A 19,665-nucleotide genomic window follows, 5' to 3' on the forward strand; every position below is an offset into this window, starting at 1 on the left:
GTGGCAATCTTTACGGACCCTATCAGGGAACATGCTGATTTCGGGCCGGGCGATGCCGAATGGCTGCACCTCCTGGTGGGTGACTGGCAGATGGTTGCGGACCTGGCGTTCGCGGACCTAGCCCTGTGGTTCCCGCACCCGGACCATGGTTATGTTGCGCTCGCGCATGTGCGGCCCTCAACCACGCACACGGTGTTCCACGGTGACTTTGTGGGCGAACCTATCCGGGCCGACCTTCAGCCGCTGGTGGACAAGGCCTGGGCAAGCCGCGCCATCGAACGGTCCAGCGAGACCAACTGGAGCTCGGACATGGCGTTGCGGGTAGAGGCCGTGCCCATGGTCCGCAACGGCCGCACCCTGGCCGTGGTGACCACGCACATGGATCTGTCCAGTTCGCGGATGCCCTCCCGCCTGGAACTTACTTACCGCCAGTGTGCCTACGATCTTCTCCGGATGGGAACCCTGGGGCTGTGGCCGGACTTCGCGTCGCCTACGGGCTCGCGGCGCGGTGCTCCGCGCGTGGGGGACGGCCTGATCAGGCTCGATGCGGAGGGGATTGTGCAGTACGCGAGTCCTAATGGCGTATCGGCCTTCCGACGGCTCGGCGACGGGGAATCGCTTGAAGGAAGGTCACTGGCCGAAGTGACGGCGAGCCTGCTGAAGGACCGGCGCATGGTCGACGAAACGCTGCCGCTGGTGGTCACCGGGCGCATGCCGTGGCGGAGTGAGATTGAATCCCGGGGTGTGAGCCTGTCCTTGCGGGCCATTCCGCTGCGTGATGAACAGCAGCGGTTTGGTGCGCTGGTATTGTGCCGGGACGTCTCGGAACTGCGCCGCCGGGAGATGGAGCTGGTGACCAAGGACGCCACTATCCGCGAGATCCACCACCGGGTGAAGAACAACCTGCAGACGGTGGCGGCCCTGCTGCGGATGCAGTCACGGCGGATGGTCAGCGATGAGGCCAAACAGGGGTTGGAACAGGCGATGCGCCGTGTGGCTACTATCGCCTTGGTCCATGAAACTCTTTCCCAGGGCCTGGCGCAGAGCGTTGACTTTGACGAGCTCATCGGCCGCCAGTTCAGGCTTTCGGCGGAGGTCGCGTCCCCTTCCCAGCAGGTCAAGACCGAGCGTGCCGGGCTATTCGGCGAACTGCCCAGCGATTTTGCCACGCCGCTGGCACTGGTGATTAACGAGCTGGTGACCAACGCCGTCGAGCATGGTCTGGAGGGGCGCACCGGAACGGTCTGGCTCATCGCGGACCGTTCCGAAGAGGAGGACGGTGAGGAACTGCTGACCGTGACCGTTGCCGACGACGGTGTGGGGCTGCCGGATACGCCTCACGTTGAGGGTCTGGGGCTGCAGATTGTGCGGACACTGGTCACCAGTGAGCTGGGCGGCACCATTCAGTGGCAACCCCGTGAGGGCGGCGGTACCGCTGTCCAGATCCGACTGAGCCTTGCGGCACGGTAAAGCTTTGAGTTAACGGCGATGGCCGCGACCCGGATTGGGTCGCGGCCATCGCTTTGCGCAAGCTAGCTGGTGCTTTTTCAGGGCAGGACCCCTATTCCGGCGCCCGTATGCCTGTGCTTAATGTGTTGTGCCTAGGAAGCGCGGCGGGCCCTGGCGGCACGGCGCTTGAGGGCGCGGCGCTCGTCTTCGCTCATGCCGCCCCAGACGCCTGCGTCCTGGCCGGATTCGAGGGCCCACTGGAGGCAGGTGTCAACCACGGGGCAGCGACGGCAAACGCTTTTCGCTTCCTCGATCTGGAGGAGCGCCGGCCCTGTGTTTCCAACGGGGAAAAACAGTTCCGGGTCCTTGTCGAGGCACGCCGCGCGGTTACGCCAATCCATGCTGATCAGTTGCTCCAATTCTGGGAAAAGCCATTTGTGAAATTATTCACTAGGGGTTACAAAGGAAAAGGGCCCTGTGGGCCCCATCGGTCATCTTCATCAAGATTGTCATGTTAACGCTGTGTAAACAAGGGGTAATACAGCTTGAAATCCCCGGATTCCTGAGCGATACATCACATCCGTGTTGCCGACCCCCACCACTGTCCGACTATGTCGGGTAGGGTGCCAATGTGTCAAGAGCCCCCCGAGACCCCTCAGACCCGCTGCACGAACCCGACCACGGGAACGCAAGTTCGTCCGCCGGCGACAGGCTGGGACGCCGTGCCGGTGCGACTCCTGAGTCTTCCTCCGATCCGGAATACCGAGGCACTCCCGAAGGTGTTCGACGTGCGCCGCAGACGGGTTCCGCGCCATCCGTGCGGCCGGCCGGAATCCTGGTGATTGCAGTGATTGTCGCGGCAGAGGCCACAGCCCTTTTGGTTGCAGGGGGCTGGTATGCCTACGAGCTGGTGACGGGCGCGCCCGTACTTTCGTTCTGGGGCGCCATTTTCACTCTGGCCCTGTTGCTTGCCTTCTCGGCGTGGCTCTATTCAGTGGGACACTTCCTCTTCCGTGGGCGCCGGTGGACCAGGGCTGCTGCGCTGGTGGCCCAGCTGTTTGTCCTGACCATCGGCTTTCCCACGCTCTCCGCCGGGGTGGTGCTTGCCGGGCTGGCGATGCTCGTGCCGGCGCTGACCGCCATTGTGCTGCTTTTCGATAAACGCGTCATCAGCTATGCATCCCGGACGGGCGGCTCGCCCCCCGCACTCTGAAGCCGTTTGGAAGTTGTTGTCCTGCCACCTTTGATTCTTCACGGGATTGTGTGGGGCGCTGTTGGCGGATTGTGGGTGAGCGCCCGTGGCGCGCGCGTCTTGATCGGCGCTTAGCCCGGCGGTACCCAGCCCAGCTGGACGGGCACGGCGCGCCCGTTCTGGATGAGGACGCTGCGCCCCGGTGGAGGGTTGGGTTCTGCCTCAAACCGCACGCCGAAGAGGTCGCCGTCCAGGAACGTCCGCGGAGCGATCAGTACCCCGGTGCCCTGGCTACGCGCGTGGAGTGCGAGGGGCACCCGTTGGGACAGTGTGGGGCTGAAACCTGCCGTTATGACCACAGTGATTCCGAGCATGTTCAGCTCCGCGAGTTGGCGGTTCACGTCGGACGGCAAGAGGTCCGCATCGTCCACCAAGGCCACGGATCCTTTAGCGAGACCGCCGGTTGAGGCCCGCCTCAGGATTTCGGGCCAATAGGCCGTCGGCGGGGTAGTCGATCCAGGCCTGAGCCAGGGACCCGCAGCGGGGCTGAGGGTCGGCAGCAGCCGGAGAAACGCTGATTTTCCTGACGCAGAGGCGCCCAGCACGGCCAGGACCCCGCCTGTAGGCGCCGTAACGGAGACCGGCTCGAGCTCGTCGCCGCCCACTCCGATCAGGAGCAGCCCGGATTTTTGCCCGGCCCCGACCTGCATCCCGGACGCCGTCAGGCCGGGCGCGTTAGCCTGACCGGCTGTCCCGGCCTTCTTCAGCACGTGGGCCGCAGGAACCACCACTGGCAGTGGCTCAACGCGGAACGGCCTGCGGGAAACCGTAATCCTATGCCCGCCGCCTGGCCCCTCCTCTTCGGGTCCGGCGCTGTAGAACTGGCAGACCGCTGTTTTTCCTGCCGACACTGTGCCCATCGCCACGGCCCGACCCGTGACGGACGGAGTCGCCGGCAGGTTCGGCCACGCAACCCGGCTCTCTTCGCTGGAACCGGCGGGGAAGTAGACCCGGCTGGGAATGGCGGCGAAGAACCTTGCGGTAACGAGTTCGCGTTGGCCGGAGATGATGACGGTGATACCGGCCGTGCCGTCATCGCGAACAAGGTCGTGGACCAGATCCTCCGCCCAGGCTAACGGTCCGGCACGAAAGGCCGACACCCAGGAACCCCAGCCTGAGATCACCAGCACGAGAGGCGTGGCGTCGGCAGCCGGATCGGCCAGTCTCCGCAATTGCTCCTGTGCCAGGCGCTCCACGATGCGCACGGCCCGGCGAAGCTCGTGCAGACCCGCTCTTGCTCCCACCCGGCAGTTCGAAGCGAGCCCTGAAAATGAGCCGCCATGATCCAGGATGTAGAGGTGTGATTCCCGCGGGTGGCATGCGAGGCTACGAACGGCCAACCCGATTGCCTCAGCCGCACCTGATTCCGTTCCTCCCACCAGGGCCAGGTGTCCATGCCCGGCGGGTTCCCAGATCAGCGGCGCCGTCCGCTGTTCGGAAGGCAGGTCCATCAAGCCGAGCATGACTGACCAGCCGTTCCGTCTGGCGGAGTCCTGGTCCGGCGGGGCGGATTCCCAGGGCAGGACGCAGGGGAGCGGAGGAGAGACCGGTTTTCGGACCGGATCGCGATTCATGGCGTCCCACACGTCGGACAGCGCAGCGATTAGCGGCATGGTTGCTTGGGCTGGTGTCCTTTCAGCGCCGGCGGCTGCTGGTTCGTCTCCTGTCGGAGGGCTGTCGATGTAGTCGGACGCCAAGTGCACCGAGAGTCCGGCGGGTGGTGACGTAATGCCTTCGGCAGTGAGGGAACCGGACTGGAACTCGATGGGAGACTCGGTGCCACGGGCCAGGTAGGCCCGCCCCGGATTATCCACGCTGATTCCGGCGGCGGCTTTTGAATTGATGATGTCCATCGACTCCATCTCCGACTGGACCCGCAAGGCGATGCTGGTGGTGACGTTGGCTCGGATGTCCGCTGTCAGTGCGCCCTGGGGTCGTTGTGTGGCCATAATGAGGTGTATCCCCAGTGAACGGCCAATGGCGGCAATTTTCATGAGTTCGTGCAGCGTCTCCGGGGCGTCCTCCACGAGCATGCGGAATTCGTCGATGACAATGACGAGGTGGGGGAGCGGTGACGCCAGCCCGGCCGGAGCCGCGCGGTAGGACGTCAGATCGGGTGCCTGCGCTGCTGCCAGAAGTTCTTCCCGGAATCTGATTTCGGCACCGAGCGACTGCAGGTACCGTTCAAGTTCGTGGCTGCTGAGATCGGTGAGCATGCCTACGCAGTGCGGCAGCCCGGTCAGGGGCCCCAAACCGGAGCCCCCTTTGAAGTCCACAAAAAGGAAGTTGACGCGGTCCGGCGGGTAGCTGAGAGCCAAAGCAACTGTCAGGCTGCGGAGCAGTTCAGACTTTCCCGAGCCCGTAGTTCCGGCAACCAAGAGATGCGGCCCGTCGGACTGGATGTCCAGGGCCTGCATGCCCCCCGTACCTATCCCCAGAGGAACAACCAAACCGTGTCGACCTCCTAAATTAGTCCAACGCCTGGCTACTTCGTCCGTGGAGGCTGGTAGAAGGTCCCATAATCGACAGGACATTGGGATGCTTTCGCTGGCCCTGCCCGGCTTGTCGGTATGTTTGGCAAGACGGCGGCAAAAGCCCTCAAATACGCCTGCGGGCGCAAGGTCCGGCAGGAATCGGATTCTTTCGGTTCCCGCGCTGAACTCGGAGCGGCGTTCACCCAATTGGATGTCGGCAGTGAAGGGGAGTTCGCCGTCGTTGTGGAAATGAATGACCTGCCACCCATGTTCCAGAGCGGTGTCGATGATCCCAGAGGTGTTCGAGGTGCCCAAAAGGACCAACACGCCATGCCGATGCGAGGGCCTGAACCCGCGCTGCAGCAGTGTCCTGGCGGCGGCGGGACGGCTGGCCAAGGTTACGTTGTTGAGGAAACGCGCTGCGAGGGGCATGCGGTCCACGATTCCGTGGACCACGATGCGGCTATCGCTGCCGAGCGGGTAGCCGGCGAACTGCATGAGGAAGGAACGCGCCAGGCCATCCGCTAAGTCGCCAGGCCCGCTGATGCTCGTGAGCGGACGTGCAGGGTCGAGAGTGACCGGTAACATGCCTCCTGACGGGATGACACGGGCCGGATCCGGCGGCTCGAATGTGAGGTTGGCTGGTTGGACGGCTTGCCCCAGTCTCAGCCAGACACCGCTGCTTGAGTCGCGAGCATCCCGGTTCCTGCCTTTGCCACCGCCGATGGTGAGGGCGGACAGCGCCGGCGCGGCCCGCCGTCGTCGGCTCTGGTCTTTAGAGACAGCGGAGCAGACAGCCGCAGCGAGTTCGCGGCGCTGCCTGCGCCCGCCGATCACAGGCACCAGGACGGACACCGCGGAGACAGCGGTAAAGGCCAGGAACATCCACATTCCGGTGATGGCGGCAAGGCCTACACCAAGGAGTACGGGAAGGATGGCGGTCAGCAGGAGCGCCGCGCGGTTCGCCGGGTCCACAGGCCGGCGGAGGATAATCGGCTCCCGGACGTCAGCCCCTGCGTCATGCAGTTGGTTGTCGGGCTGCTCCAGGAGGACCAGCGACATGGTTGAGTTGCCGCACCGGATGGTGGAGTTGGTGGTGATGATGGCGTTCCTCTGGCGCGCGCCGTCCACTTCGGTGCCGTTGGCGCTGCCCAGATCCTCAATCATGATGGTGGTTTCGGTTACCACGAGGCGTGCATGCGCACGCGACATGTCGGGGTCGGGAATGACAATGTCGGCATCGTTGCGGCCAATGGTATAGCTGCCGCGCCGGAGCGGAACCACAAGGCCGGCCCCGGCGCCGCTATGCACAGCCAGTGCCAGGGAAGCCGGGGGTTCCGGCGGACGCTGCCTCGGGCGGCGGGCAGTCGTTCCGGCCGCATCGACCAGGATGGCGCCGTTGACCAGCGGCGGAAGCCCGAGCTGGAGCGAGCTCAGCTCCTGGTCATCGATGGAGACGCTGCCCGCGCCGAACGTGGACGTCAGTTCCTTCTGCAAGTCGGCCCCGGCCGCACCGTCCGGGCCCTCGATGGTGAGTTCCACGGGTGATTCCCGCAGGGCTGCCCGCGGACTTCGAACGAGTGTGCAGTGCAGGGGCATGATGTGAAAGTCCTAACGCTCAACGTGATTCCAAGCTAGCCATCGGGCGGCCAAGTGTCGCGGGAGGCGTTGCCGTATGTGGAAAAGCGCATGGGCTCCGTGGGGGCCTGTCACGGCAGGTACAGCTCGGTTAGAGTCAGTGGAACCACGCCTTACGCCGTTGCCGAGCAGCCCCAGCAGAAGGAGCGTCACTGTGATTTCAGTGGAAGCAAGCGCCGATGTTTCGGAAGACGCAGCCATCGGTCAGGGGGCGAAAATCTGGCATCTTGCGCAGGTCCGTGAGGGGGCGTCGCTGGGGGAGAACTGCATCATTGGCCGCGGCGCCTACATCGGCCCCGGCGTAAAGCTCGGCGACAACTGCAAGGTGCAGAATTACGCCTTGGTGTACGAACCTGCAGTCCTTGGCGTCGGGGTATTCATCGGGCCTGCCGTGGTGTTGACGAACGACGTTTTTCCCCGCGCGATCACGTCCGACGGGACGCTCAAAACCGAGGACGACTGGGACAAAGTGGGTGTCACGATCAACGCGGGCGCAGCCATCGGCGCCCGTGCAGTGTGCATTGCGCCGGTGACCATCGGCTCCTGGGCAACAGTGGCGGCCGGGGCAGTGGTGACGCGCGACGTGCCGGACTTCGCACTGGTGGCAGGCGTCCCCGCCAAGCGCATTGGCTGGGTGGGCAAAGCTGGACTGCCGCTGCGCGCGGACAACGGGACGTGGGTGTGCCCGCAAACGGGGAGCCGATATGGGGAGCACGACGGCGGCCTCCGCGAGGTGAGCGATTAGGCGGCGGCTTGGCCCTGCTAGGTATCGGGGCGGCCTCCCCGGATTAGTAGGTCACGATGGGGTCTCGGGTAGGCTGGTTTAGCAGACAATGCGCACCATTGCGCTGCCCGCATTCGAACCAGGAGATTTTGTGACCGCTGACCTCGTCATCGTAGGGTCCGGCTTTTTCGGCCTGACAATCGCAGAACAGGCCGCCACCGAGCTCGGCTTGAAGGTGGTTGTTCTCGACCGCCGCCACCATATTGGTGGAAACGCCTACAGCGAGAAGGAAGAGCAGACGGGAATCGAAGTGCACCGTTACGGTGCTCACCTTTTCCACACCTCGAACGAACGAGTGTGGGATTACGTGAACCGCTTCACCACCTTCACAAACTACGTCCACAAGGTTTACGGCGTGCATAAAGGCGAGGTTTACTCGCTGCCCATCAACCTGGCCACGATCAATCAGTTTTTCCGCGCGAACATGACCCCGGGCCAGGCGCAGGAACTGATCAGGGAGCAGGCGGGCGAGCTCGCCGGAACCGATCCACAGAACCTGAACGACAAGGGCATCCAGCTCATCGGCCGGCCGCTGTACGAAGCGTTCATCAAGCACTACACCGGCAAGCAGTGGCAGACCGATCCGAAGGACCTGCCCGCCGGCATCATCTCGCGACTGCCGGTCCGCTATAACTACGACAACCGGTACTTCAACGACAAGTACGAGGGCCTTCCCACCAACGGCTACACGGCGTGGATCGAAAAGATGGCGGAACACCCGAACATCGAAGTACGTCTGAATACTGACTTCTTCGACGAATCGCACGAGTACAGCAAGAACAAGGTTGTCGGCAACATCCCAGTCATCTACACCGGTCCGGTTGACCGTTACTTCGACTTCGCCGAAGGTGATCTCTCCTGGCGCACTATCGACTTCGAAGAAGAGGTTCTCGACGTCGGCGACTTCCAGGGAACGTCCGTGGTCAACTACAACGACGATGACGTGGCTTACACGCGCATCATTGAGCCGCGCCACTTCCACCCCGAGCGCGAGTACCAGACGGAAAAGACCGTCATCATGCGCGAATTCTCCCGCGCCGCCGAGAAGGGCGATGAGCCGTACTACCCGATCAACACGGCAGCGGACCGGGAACGGCTGCTCAAGTACCGTGACCTAGCAGCCGCAGAGAAGGATGTCCTGTTCGGCGGCCGGCTCGGCACGTACAAATACCTGGACATGCACATGGCCATCGGCTCGGCATTGAGTATGTTCGACAACAAAATCCGTCCGCACTTCGAAAGCGGCGCCAAACTGGAAAGCGGAGGAGTGGACGCATGAGTGCCGCGACAGAGACAACAACCGGCTATAACCCGATTCAGCGGGTCATCCTGCCCTCGGCGGATCAGGCCGACACCGTGCCCCTCTACGTCGATGCTGGTACGGCCAGCGGCATCCGGCTCCGCGAGAACGATGAATTCGCGCGCACGCCGAAGCTGCTCGAAGACAAGCTTCAAATGTTTAGTTCGCAGAGCCGGGAGGCACACTTCGAAGACCTCCTGGGCCGGCACTCGATGCGGGTGCGCTCGGGCGAGCAGGTTTCCTTCGGGAGCTACTTCAACGCCTTCCCGGCCAGCTATTGGCGCAGGTGGACGTCGGTGCGGGACGTCCGCCTAGTTGTCGAGACGAGCGGCCCGGGAACCGTCACTGTATATAAGTCCAACGCTCGCGGCTCGGTACAGCGCGTCGACGGCAGACACGTCGACGGCGAGGCAACCTCCACTTTTGACTTGTCTCTGACACCCTTCGGTGACGGCGGCTGGTACTGGTTTGACTTGGCAGCCAGCACGGATGACTTGATTCTCAGGAACGGTGAGTGGGAGACGGCGGCAGGCCCGTCCACCAAGGGTAAGGTCACCGTCGAAATCACCACCATGAACAAGCCGGATTTCTGCCTGAACAACGCTCGCATCCTGGCCGCGAACCCGGACGTCCTTGAGAATGTCAAAGAAATCCTTATCGTTGACCAGGGCACGCAGAAAGTTGAGGACCAGCCGGGCTTCGCGGAGGTCAGGGACGCCCTCGGGGGCAAGCTACGCATCATCAACCAGGCCAACCTCGGCGGTTCCGGCGGCTTCGCCCGCGGCATGTTCGAGGCCGTGGAGAACGGAAGTGACTACGCACTGCTGCTGGATGACGACATCGTAGTTGAACCGGAAAGCATCGTGCGGCTGCTTACGTTCGCCGACCGCTGCCGCAAGCCCACCATCGTCGGCGGCCACATGTTCGATCTCTACAACCGCAGCATCCTGCACACCTTCGGCGAGGTCGTCGACCCGTACCGGATCGTCCCGGCCCTGCCACACGCCGACATGGAGACACGGCACGATTTCAGCGTCTCAAACCTGCGGCAGACACCATGGCTGCACCGTCGGGTGGACGTGGACTACAACGGTTGGTGGATGTGCCTGATCCCGACGAAAGTGATCCGCGAAATCGGCCTGTCGCTGCCGCTGTTCATCAAGTGGGACGACGCCGAGTACGGGCTGCGCGCCCGTGAAGCCGGCTTTGCCACAGTTTCAATGCCGGGTGCCGCCGTCTGGCATGTGTCCTGGATCGACAAGGACGACCTCGTCGGCTGGCAGGCATACTTCCACGCACGCAACCGGCTGATCACAACGCTGATCCACAGCCCGTACCCCAAGGGCGGCCGGGTACTGCGGGAATCGTTCCAGTCGGACGTCAAGCACCTGGTGTCGATGCAGTACTTCACTGAGCACGGCCGGATCGACGCGCTGCGCGACCTCCTGAACGGCCCGGACGATCTGCACAAGGTTTTGGGAACTAAGCTGCCGGAGATCAACTCCCTCAAGGCACAGTACCCGGACGCGCAACTGAAGGAAGACGTGGATGACTTCCCGGCACCGAAACTGGGCCGTGGACCAATGGGGGGCACAGTCGTGGGGATGCCCAGCAAGAAGGAACTGATTCCTTGGGGGATAAAGACCGTTGCCCGGCAACTGATCAAAGCACCCGGGCCGGAAAGCGCCGAGCGCCCTCAGGGATATTTGGCCCACCGGGATAACCGATGGTTCCGGGTGGCCCACTATGACAGCGTTGTGGTGTCTAACGCCGAAGGAACGGGTGCCTCCTGGTACCAGCGGGACCCGAAGAAGCTCAAATCAATGCTCGCCGAAGCGACACTGCTACATGCCAAGCTACTGCGCGAGTGGGACAAGCTCGCCGACCAGTATCGACGGGCTGTACCGGAAATTAGCTCCTTCGACGCCTGGAAAAAAACGTTTGAAGCGAACGCGAAGGACGACGCCTAGATGGCCGGTCAAACCGACCAGCTGATAAAACCTGGAAGCGGACGAGGGCTTCTCGACGTCTACGGGGACAGGTTCCTGCTCAAGCTGCTGGTGCGCAAGGAAATCAAGGTGCGCTACCGCGGCTCGGTACTGGGCCTGCTGTGGTCCTACGTCAAGCCGTTGGTGCAGTTCCTCATCTATTTCGTTGCACTGGGCATCTTCCTGAACCTCCAGCGGGGCACTCCCAACTACGCTATCTATTTGTTTGCCGGCATTGTCCTGGTGAACTTCTTCACAGAGTCGCTGTCCAACGCAACCCGTTCGATCGTGGACAACCGTGATCTGATTCGGAAGATCTACCTCCCTCGGGAACTGTTTCCCGTGTCCACTGTGTGGGTTTCGGCCGCTCATTTCCTCCCGCAGCTTCTGGTGCTGATTGGTGCCTGTCTTGTTGTGGGCTGGACGCCGTCCATCCTGCAACTGGCGGCCGTGGTCCTGATTTTCGGCATGGTCGCTGTTCTTGCCACCGGGCTGGGCCTGATGTTCGGTGCTGTCAATGTATATTTCCGCGATTCCGAAAACATTGTGGATATGATCGTAATGGTCGTGACCTGGGCCTCTCCCGTACTGTACGTCTGGTCGATGGTCGAACGGGTGATGGGACCGTGGTTCTGGGTCTATCAGCTGAACCCGATGACAGTAGCCGTCGAAGTCTTCCACTGGGCGTTTTGGGAACCGACCTTGAAAGCTGATCAGCTGGTAGCCGACACAATGCCGCCCGATCTGCTGACGCTCTGGTTGCCCGTAGCAATGCTGGTGACATTGGCAGTGCTGTTCCTGGGCCAGCTGACGTTCCGCCGCCTTGCCATCCATTTTGCACAGGAGCTTTGAGATGACTTCCCACGGCAACGTGGCCATCAGTTGTGTGGGCCTCAGGAAGCAGTTTGTTCTTCGCCATACGCGCTCGTTGAAGGAAGCCCTTGTGTGGCTCGTTAAGGGCCGCAAGGGGGACCTGTCCAAGAAGTTCCTGGCCCTTAAAGATGTCTCCCTTGAGGTGAAACAAGGGGAGACTGTGGCGCTGATGGGCCTGAACGGCTCTGGAAAGTCCACACTGCTGAAGCTCATTTCGGGAGTTTTACAGCCCGACGGCGGGACAGTCCGGACGCGGGGGCGGGTGGCCGGACTGATTGAAGTGGGTGCCGGGTTTCATCATGACCTCAGTGGCCGCGACAACGTGTACCTCAATGGCGCCATTCTTGGGATGACTGAGAAACAGATCGACAGCATGTTTGATTCGATAGTCGAATTCTCCGAGATTGGCGAGTTCATCGACACGGAAGTCAAGTTCTATTCGTCTGGAATGTATCTCCGACTCGCTTTCTCCATAGCAGTACACACCGATCCGGAAGTGTTCCTGATCGACGAAATTCTTGCTGTCGGCGACGAACCCTTCCAACGGAAGTGCATCGCAAAAATCAAGGAACTGGCCGAGTTGGGCAAGACCCTGTTTGTGGTCAGCCATGATCTGGACCTGGTAGCAACTGTCTGTGAGCGAGGCGTCCTCCTGGAGCACGGCCAAGTCATCATGGACGGAGATGTGCACGACGTGGTTTCGGAACTGCGCCGCCGGTCACTCACCGAGACCTAGCAACAGAAGCCGGTGAATTAGCGTTACCAGGTTTCCTGGCCGGCACCTAACTGTCAGTATCTGTCCCAAATCTCCCGAGAGTGGTGTTACGTGTCCTGGTGGCAATCATTGCCAATAATCCTCACAGCAGTGTTGCTGCTACTGCTGCCTGGCTTGGCCACTTCGTTGGCTGTACGCATGCGCGGAATTCCTGCTGTGCTGATTGCGCCAGCCTTTAGCGTGGGAACCATTGGTTTCCTCGCTCTGATATTTCCATTTGCCGGAATCCCGTGGGCGCCAGTGCCGGTACTCGTTGGTTGCGCGGGTGTCTCCGCTGTGGCGTTCTTTGTGTCCCGGACTTGGGGATCGGGGTGGACTCGTCCAGCACGGCGTCCAAGTACGCAACATTTATCTTTGGTAGTGGGCATCGGAAGCGTCGTCACGGCTTTGGTCGTCGGTCTGCAAATGGCAACTGCAATGATCCACCCCGACTCCATCTCGCAGACCTACGACAATGTTTTCCATTTGAATGCAGTCCGTTGGGCCATGGAGTCAAGAAATTCGTCGCCTCTGAACCTAGGAGCCTTTACAGGGATCAGTGCCTACCCCGCGGGTTGGCACGCAATTGTGGCAATCGTCGGGGAGCTCACCGGTGCTGGCATACCTGTCCTCGTGAATTCCACGAGCATTGCCATCGGTGCCGTAGCCTGGCCGCTTAGCGCTCTCTTCCTCACCTTCGCCGTCGCCGGGTATCGCAAGGCGACGGCGATCGTAACCTTCGTTTTCTCCGCCGGGTTTGCGACATTTCCGATACTGATGATCGATTGGGGCGTGCTGTATCCAAACCTGCTTTCGATCTCTGTCCTGCCTGCTGCGCTGGGGCTTGCCTTTACTGCGCTTGGGCTGGGTTACCACAACCGTCCGCCGGCGCTGATCGCGTGGTTGAGCCTGAGTGTTGCCGTCGCGGGAGTCGCACTCGCGCACCCCAGTACGCTGATGGCGTTCTTGGCGTTCGCTCTTCCAGGTGCACTGGCGGTCTACTACTTCCGAATCCGGCTTCTTTGTCCGCCACGAACGAAGGACTCCAGCCGCCAGGCGTGGGTTCTGACCGCCGCGCTGCTCGGTGGACTGGCTCTGCTGACAGTAGTTTGGTACTTCCTCCGGCCCCCGTCGGATGCAGCGAACTGGAGGGTTGTCGAGACTCCTCCCCAGGCAGTGGGCGAACTCCTGTTTAACGCTCCGTTGGGACGTCCGTCCCAAGAAATACTGAGTGTTTGCCTTCTTGCGGGCATAATCCATATGTGGACCACGAAGTCCCGACGATGGTTGATCGGAACCTATCTCATCGGAGCGGCCCTGTTTTTCTTTGCCGCAGGATACAACGCGCCGATTCGGCAGTTTATTACCGGTGTCTGGTACTTCGACAGCTACCGCTTGGCAGCATTGCTGCCGGTTGTCGTATTAGGGCCAGCGGTGATTGGCGCCCTGTTCCTTTCAGATCTTGTGAGGGAAAAGATCAGGGCGGCTGACGGTTCCGTCCTTGGGAAGGCCCTGCTTCCCGGTAAACCCGGTCCGACACGGCAAGCAGTCCTGGTTTCGGCTGTCTACGCCGTGGCCCTTGTGCTCATAGCACCTCAACTGATGCCGGTTAATTTCGCGGCTTACCAAGCACACTGGCAATACCGCAGCGACGCCAATTCTGCGCTGCTGTCCCCGGAGGAAAGGAGACTGTTGGAGCGCCTTCCTGAATCAACTGAGCCGGGTGCCAATATTGCGGGTCTGCCAAGCAGCGGGACCGCTCTGGCCTACGCGTTGTCTGGCCGTACTGTTATACAACCCCACATTCTGACAACGCACGGGTCTGATATCGACGTTGTAAATGCTGGCCTGAAGGACGCTGCTGAGTTCCCGGCGGTCTGTGAGTCTGTTCGACGCCTTAACGTCCGATATGTTTTGGACTTCGGCACCAGGACCGTCACGGGAACCCTTGCCGGCTATGGCGGTGTGATGGATCTTGAAGAGAATGCAAGCCTGGAGCTCGTCGATTCGGAAGGATCAGATGCCCGGCTGTTCAAAGTGGTTGCGTGCTGGTAGGGAAAAAGGCGCCGGCATACCGGACCGGCAGTGACACCTACATCTCGCCTACCTGCAGATGAGGCTGGCGTGCAGCCGAAAAATATCCCAGTTGATTTTCAGGACCGGACGGCCTACTTCTCCTGAACCGTTCCGAGCAGTGATTCCAGCTTCTTCCAAGTCTTAACGTTGCATTCGTTGTCGCGGCGGAAGCTTGTCCTGACTGACGTGCCATTGATCTCGCCGAAAACGTCCGCAATGTTCGCCTGGCTAACCCCTTCGCAATCTTCACTGGTTTCGGCGGGCTCGTACTCCAGGAGGTTCGGTTGCCGGTCCAAAACCTTGCAGGCGTCGTCGCCGTCCGGAAGATCTGTTCCTTCTACGGCGGAAGTACCAACGCAAACAAGACGGTGTGTCGACTGTTGCCCGGCATTTCCGCTCAGGGTGGTCACAGTCAGCCGCACGCTTGGTTCCCCGGCTGACGGAGGGTACGTGGGGCTGGTGGTCTGGGTCGGTTGAAGCGTGGGTGTGGGCGAACTCTTGGGGGGCGCATCGGCAATACTGCATGAGCTGAGGGCTGTACCGGCAGCAACTATCGAGAGAATTACTTTGAGTGGGGTTCGCATGATGCTCCTTGGCTGAAGTGCAGCCTTCGCGATAGTGGATCTGATCTGCTGATAGTGCCGGTGGCAATCGTCGTTACTACAGTTTCCAAGGTTTCCCGGCCAGCCGCGGCTCCTTGCGGTCCGACCCCTGCAGGAAGACCCTATTAGGGGAGAACGAAGCGTCACTCCTCCAGGAGTTCCAGAAGGTAGGCGCCGTAACCGCTCTTCACCAGCGGCTCCGCGCGGCGGCGCAGGTCGTCGTCGGTGAGGAAGCCCAAACGCCACGCTATTTCCTCCGGTGCGCCAATCTTCTGTCCCTGGCGATTTTCCACTGTCCGAATGAAGTTCGATGCGTCGCTAAGGTCGTTAAAGGTCCCGGTATCCAGCCAAGCGGTTCCACGAGGCAAGATTTCTACTTGCAGATCGCCGCGCTCCAGATACACCTTGTTGACGTCGGTGATTTCCAACTCCCCACGGGCCGACGGCTTGAGGCCCTTTGCGATGTCGATGACGTCGTTGTCGTAGAAATAGAGGCCGGGAACGGCATAGTGGCTACGCGGGGTGGTTGGTTTCTCCTCAAGGGACAGTGCCTTGCCTTCCCCGTCGAATTCCACCACGCCGTAGGCTGACGGATCCTTGACCCAGTAGCCAAAGACGGCGCCCCCCTTGATATTCGCGTGCCGGCGCAGTTGCGTGCCCATGCCTTGGCCGTAAAAAATGTTGTCTCCCAGAACCAGAGCAACGGTGTCGTCGCCTATGTGATCGGCCCCAAGGATAAATGCCTGCGCCAGGCCATCCGGGCTGGGCTGCTGAACGTAGGAAAGGTTGACGCCGAACTGCGAACCGTCACCCAGGAGTCGCTGAAACTGGTCCGAGTCCTGGGGCGTGGTGATGATGAGAATGTCCCGGATGCCCGCAAGAATCAACGTGGACAAGGGGTAGTAGATCATTGGCTTGTCGTACACCGGGACCAGTTGCTTGCTGATGCCAAGAGTGATGGGATGGAGCCTGGATCCGGTGCCTCCGGCAAGGATGATTCCGCGCATTAGTCCATCATTGCCTTAGCTGTCGCGCGGGGCAAACTGGGGGGCTAAGCGTGGCACGGTAGAATTGCATGTCAGTGTCAATTCCCATGAGCCGAACCGGAGCCCGCGTGTCATCAAAAAAAGCCCCTGCAGGACTCCTCCTGGGCAAGCCACTCGATCCCCGGAACAACAGCCTGAACCTCATCCGGCTGATCCTGGCCCTGGCCGTGTTGGTTCATCACAGCTGGCCGCTGACTGGTTCCGCTAACGAGCCGGTCTTCGCCGGGGAGACGCTGGGCGGATGGGCGGTTTCTGGCTTCTTTGTAATCAGCGGCTACCTCATCACCGGCAGCAGGTTCAGCCACGGACTAGGTGACTATCTGGTACACCGCGTGGCCCGGATCATGCCGGCGTTCATTGTCTGTCTGCTGACAATGGTGGCCTTCTTCGCACCTATCGGTTACTTCGTCGCTCGGGGAAGCCTGTCGGGTTATTTCAGCACGGCCACGTCACCGTTGAATTTCCTCATTTCCAACCTGACCTTGAAAATGAACCATTACGACGTTGCTGGAACGCCCCTCAATGTCCCCTACGCAGGGGCGTGGAACGGCTCGCTGTGGAGTCTCTACTATGAGTTTTTGTGCTATCTCGTAGTGGCCGCGCTCGGGTGCTTCGCGATTTTCCGGAAGTCCCCTTGGTTCCTTACCTTGATTTTTGCCGCTTCGGTCGCAGCGCAGGCAAACATTGACGTCATCAACCGGTACACCAATGGGAACTTTGATGTAGTGCTGTTGTTGAAGCTCCTGCCGTTCTTCCTCGGCGGTGCTGTCCTGTTCGTTTGGAAGTCCCGGATCGGAATCCATTGGGTTCCGGCCGTCGCCAGCCTCATCGTGTCGCTGCTCATGGTTTCCGCTTTTCCGCTGTGGGGCGGTCAGGCGTCCGGGGTTCTGATTGCTTACGGCACCCTGTGGATTTCAACCTGGCTTCCGCAGCCCAGCCTCATCGCAAAGAATGACGTCTCCTACGGCGTTTACATCTATGCCTTTGCGTTCCAGCAACTGCTGGCAGTCTTCGGGGGCCAGGAGTGGGGCCTTGTCCTGTTTTCCTTGGCTGCCGCGGCCCTCACCATCCCTACGGCGATCGCGAGCTGGGTTTGGATTGAGCGGCCAGTGATGCGCAGAGTCCGCCGCAAGGATCACCGGCCCAAAGCCATACCGGTGGAGAGAACGATGGCTATCGCGCCTATTGAACAAGCTGCCACAAGGACCGACTCCGTACGTACTTCCTCGTGACCGCTGGGCAGACCCGTCGCGGGGCCCAGCGTCGCGATACTCACCGTGCCGTGCCTGGCCGGAGCGGCTGGTTCCTCCAGGCCCCGCGGGCAGCCAAACCAGGCGCCCTGCTGAGGGGAACCGTCGCCTTTGTTGCTGCGGCCGCAGTCGTGATTGCGCTGCGCCTTACAGATTTCCTGACCGGTGGCTGGACCATCGGCCTGTTGTTGGCCTGCCTGTTGGCACTCCCTACAGCCCGGACATTTTCTGCGCGCATTGCCCTATCGCTCAGCCTGCTGCTGGGGCTGGTTCCTCTGCTTTGGTGGGTTCCTTCAGGGTTGGGCCCGTTGGGGCGGGGAAGGGAATCGCCGGCTTCCCGCAGGTCCCGGATACTTTCCCGTTCTTCCAGCGAGAGGTAACGGGGGTCGATGGCCCTCTCCAGTGCGGCCAGCCCCGGCGATGCTGTTCCCAAGGCTTGTCCCGAAGGGGTGTCAAAGCTTTTCACTCCTTGTTTGTAGTCCACCACCCGCCCGTCCGGGTAAATACGTCCGCTGCCGGTCTTGCGGACCCCGGTATCCCACTCACCCGCGGTCGTGGGATGGATGCCCAACGCGCGGGCCGCGTCGCGGCGCGAATGCCCGGACTCGCGCAACCGGCGGAAGTCCTCCCGGCTGGGCTGATCGGCGCGCTTGCGGGCCAGCCCGGCCTTCTGGATCCACCGGTAACAGGTGTTCCTGTTCAGTCCGAGCTGCGCTGCGGCTTCCGTGGCGCTACCAAGCCGGCCAAACAGATCGAAGAAGGCATCTTTCTGGTCCGGCGAGGCTTCCTGCTTCCGGAGCTGCATCCCTGCAGCCCGTGTCCACCGATAACAGGCCATCTTGTCCAGACCGAGCTCGCGGGCCACCGACGCGACAGTCCCGCCACGGTCCAGAGCCTCGAAAAACAGATCCTTATCGAACTGGCTGCACGTCCTGTTAGAACGCGATCTTTCCGTTAAAGACGGCACGGTCGTTGCAACTCCCAAAATCTCGGGGTGTTGCAACGACCGCTAGAACTCAAGCTTCCGGTACCGCCGTCGCCTGCTGTTCCGCCGGCAATGGCCTAGTAAGGCTGAACGTCCGGCTGCGCGTCAATCCATGTGCTGAGCCGTTCGATGCCCTGTTCCAAGTTGTACTGAGGCTTCCAGCCAAGCGTGGCCTTCGCAGCTTCGACGTCAGCCCAGGCATGCCGCACATCGCCCTGACGGTACTGGCCGGTGACGTGCGGATCCGGCGCGCCGTAGCGGGCCGCAATGATCTTGGCGGCGGTACCAATAGTTTGGAATTCCCCGGAGCCAATGTCCATCGGCTCTCCCTGAACGGTAGGGGAAAGTGCGCCAGCCACGATAGCCGAGGCTACGTCGTCGATGAGGACGAAGTCCCGCCGGACCTCGCCGTCCTCATACAGCGGAATGGATTTTCCGCCCATAGCCATGCGGCAGAACAAACTCATAATCCCTGTATAGGGATTGATGAGGGACTGACCTGGTCCGTAGACGTTCTGGAGGCGCAGGATAACGGTCTCAACGCCGTACGACTTTGCCCAGGCCTGAAGGATGTTTTCCTGGGCAAGCTTTGTGGCGCCGTAGACGCTGACCGGAGCGGGGAAGGTCTCGGAGGCCTTCATGGCTGCAGGCGTGGCGTTGGGGAAATCCCACTGGGCCTTGTCCAGAGTGGCGCTGGTGCGCTGCCCGGGGTAAAACCGGTGGCCCTCAGCATCGTCCCAGGGGCCTTCGCCATAGACCGCGCGGCTGGAGGACAGGACAATCCGCCGGGGGAGCTTGCCGTGGCGGTTCAATCCGTCAAGCATCTGCGAGGTACCCACTACGTTGACGTGCGCATGCCGCGTGGATTCCTCCAGCGACTGCCCCGTCCCGGTTTCGGCGGCGAGGTGGATGACGAAGTCGGGAGCGACGTCGGCGAGGACCTGGTCCCAGGTCTGTGCCTCGGTGATGTCAGCAACCACCAATTCGGCACCTTCGTGAAGCCCGCCGGGGCGCTCACCGGAGGCATGGATCTGCGGGTGCAGGTTGTCCACCACCACCACACGGCTGAAGTTAGCCACGAGGTCGCTTGAGATTGCGCACCCGATGAAGCCGGCGCCGCCGGTCACCAGGACCGTTCCCTGGGACTCGGCTTCGGGGTTCGTTGTTGTCATGATGGGCCTTTCTGAAGCTGAC

15 protein-coding genes are annotated in these 19,665 nt (G+C 61.6%); 9 read left to right on the forward strand and 6 right to left on the reverse strand.

The features are described from left to right. On the forward strand, window positions 1-1,470 hold the full coding sequence (locus PY310_RS01970) for a sensor histidine kinase (RefSeq protein WP_275212456.1): 1,470 nt from the start codon (window positions 1-3) through the stop codon (window positions 1,468-1,470). Window positions 1,471-1,601: 131 nt separating this feature from the next. Here the strand turns inward: PY310_RS01970 and PY310_RS01975 are convergent, their stop codons facing one another. Then, entirely contained in the window at window positions 1,602-1,850 is a 249-nt protein-coding gene (locus tag PY310_RS01975) for a WhiB family transcriptional regulator (protein ID WP_003804966.1), read from the reverse strand. A 416-nt stretch (window positions 1,851-2,266) separates the two neighbouring features. Here PY310_RS01975 and PY310_RS01980 point away from each other — a divergent pair, with 416 nt between their 5' ends. Continuing rightward, window positions 2,267-2,662 (forward strand): hypothetical protein, encoded by a 396-nt coding sequence (locus PY310_RS01980; RefSeq protein ID WP_275212492.1) that lies wholly within the window; start codon window positions 2,267-2,269, stop codon window positions 2,660-2,662. A 110-nt stretch (window positions 2,663-2,772) separates the two neighbouring features. Here PY310_RS01980 and PY310_RS01985 read toward each other — a convergent pair whose 3' ends face one another. Further along, window positions 2,773-6,774 (reverse strand): FtsK/SpoIIIE domain-containing protein, encoded by a 4,002-nt coding sequence (locus PY310_RS01985; protein ID WP_275212457.1) that lies wholly within the window; start codon window positions 6,772-6,774, stop codon window positions 2,773-2,775. 193 nt (window positions 6,775-6,967) lie between these two features. Here PY310_RS01985 and PY310_RS01990 point away from each other — a divergent pair, with 193 nt between their 5' ends. The 6 genes from PY310_RS01990 (at window position 6,968) to PY310_RS02015 (ending at window position 14,567) form a co-directional block, all read left to right on the forward strand. Further along, window positions 6,968-7,558 carry an acyltransferase gene (locus PY310_RS01990; protein ID WP_275212458.1) on the forward strand — a complete coding sequence of 197 codons (591 nt, stop codon included), beginning with the start codon at window positions 6,968-6,970 and terminating at the stop codon, window positions 7,556-7,558. A gap of 130 nt (window positions 7,559-7,688) precedes the next feature. Then, window positions 7,689-8,876, forward strand: a complete 1,188-nt coding sequence (gene glf / locus PY310_RS01995; protein WP_275212459.1) for a UDP-galactopyranose mutase — start codon at window positions 7,689-7,691, stop codon at window positions 8,874-8,876. Next, entirely contained in the window at window positions 8,873-10,867 is a 1,995-nt protein-coding gene (locus PY310_RS02000; RefSeq protein ID WP_275212460.1) for a glycosyltransferase, read from the forward strand. Before glf ends, PY310_RS02000 begins: the two co-directional genes overlap by 4 nt. After that, window positions 10,868-11,737 (forward strand): ABC transporter permease, encoded by an 870-nt coding sequence (locus tag PY310_RS02005; protein WP_275212461.1) that lies wholly within the window; start codon window positions 10,868-10,870, stop codon window positions 11,735-11,737. A 1-nt stretch (window position 11,738) separates the two neighbouring features. Continuing rightward, window positions 11,739-12,494 (forward strand): ABC transporter ATP-binding protein, encoded by a 756-nt coding sequence (locus PY310_RS02010; protein ID WP_275212462.1) that lies wholly within the window; start codon window positions 11,739-11,741, stop codon window positions 12,492-12,494. Window positions 12,495-12,623: 129 nt separating this feature from the next. Then, entirely contained in the window at window positions 12,624-14,567 is a 1,944-nt protein-coding gene (locus PY310_RS02015) for a DUF6541 family protein (protein ID WP_342755728.1), read from the forward strand. A gap of 113 nt (window positions 14,568-14,680) precedes the next feature. On the opposite strand, the gene PY310_RS02020 is transcribed toward PY310_RS02015, so the two are convergent. Together PY310_RS02020 and rfbA are read right to left on the reverse strand one after the other, a co-directional pair. Beyond that, window positions 14,681-14,998: a hypothetical protein gene (locus PY310_RS02020; protein WP_275212464.1), complete on the reverse strand. Its 318-nt coding sequence runs from the start codon at window positions 14,996-14,998 to the stop codon at window positions 14,681-14,683. A 335-nt stretch (window positions 14,999-15,333) separates the two neighbouring features. Continuing rightward, window positions 15,334-16,197 (reverse strand): glucose-1-phosphate thymidylyltransferase RfbA, encoded by an 864-nt coding sequence (rfbA, locus tag PY310_RS02025; protein WP_163162345.1) that lies wholly within the window; start codon window positions 16,195-16,197, stop codon window positions 15,334-15,336. An 86-nt stretch (window positions 16,198-16,283) separates the two neighbouring features. On the opposite strand from rfbA, the gene PY310_RS02030 reads away from it, so the two are divergent. Then, window positions 16,284-17,468: an acyltransferase family protein gene (locus PY310_RS02030; RefSeq protein ID WP_275212465.1), complete on the forward strand. Its 1,185-nt coding sequence runs from the start codon at window positions 16,284-16,286 to the stop codon at window positions 17,466-17,468. A gap of 40 nt (window positions 17,469-17,508) precedes the next feature. On the opposite strand, the gene PY310_RS02035 is transcribed toward PY310_RS02030, so the two are convergent. Continuing rightward, complete coding sequence (locus tag PY310_RS02035; protein WP_275212466.1) at window positions 17,509-18,291, reverse strand: hypothetical protein; 783 nt, start codon at window positions 18,289-18,291, stop codon at window positions 17,509-17,511. Between the two features lie 257 nt (window positions 18,292-18,548). Beyond that, window positions 18,549-19,643: an NAD-dependent epimerase/dehydratase family protein gene (locus PY310_RS02040; protein ID WP_275212467.1), complete on the reverse strand. Its 1,095-nt coding sequence runs from the start codon at window positions 19,641-19,643 to the stop codon at window positions 18,549-18,551. Between the last annotated feature and the right edge of the window lie 22 nt (window positions 19,644-19,665).

This window comes from Pseudarthrobacter naphthalenicus (assembly GCF_029076445.1).
Taxonomy (GTDB): domain Bacteria; phylum Actinomycetota; class Actinomycetes; order Actinomycetales; family Micrococcaceae; genus Arthrobacter; species Arthrobacter naphthalenicus.

Coding starts and splice junctions, on each gene's coding strand:
- PY310_RS01975 (WP_003804966.1), bottom strand. CDS start 1,850: ATGGATTGGCGTAACCGCGCGGCGTGCCTCGACAAGGACCCGGAACTG.
- PY310_RS01985 (WP_275212457.1), bottom strand. CDS start 6,774: ATGCCCCTGCACTGCACACTCGTTCGAAGTCCGCGGGCAGCCCTGCGG.
- PY310_RS02000 (WP_275212460.1), top strand. CDS start 8,873: ATGAGTGCCGCGACAGAGACAACAACCGGCTATAACCCGATTCAGCGG.
- PY310_RS02005 (WP_275212461.1), top strand. CDS start 10,868: ATGGCCGGTCAAACCGACCAGCTGATAAAACCTGGAAGCGGACGAGGG.
- PY310_RS02010 (WP_275212462.1), top strand. CDS start 11,739: ATGACTTCCCACGGCAACGTGGCCATCAGTTGTGTGGGCCTCAGGAAG.
- rfbA (WP_163162345.1), bottom strand. CDS start 16,197: ATGCGCGGAATCATCCTTGCCGGAGGCACCGGATCCAGGCTCCATCCC.
- PY310_RS02030 (WP_275212465.1), top strand. CDS start 16,284: ATGAGCCGAACCGGAGCCCGCGTGTCATCAAAAAAAGCCCCTGCAGGA.
- PY310_RS02035 (WP_275212466.1), bottom strand. CDS start 18,291: ATGCAGCTCCGGAAGCAGGAAGCCTCGCCGGACCAGAAAGATGCCTTC.
- PY310_RS02040 (WP_275212467.1), bottom strand. CDS start 19,643: ATGACAACAACGAACCCCGAAGCCGAGTCCCAGGGAACGGTCCTGGTG.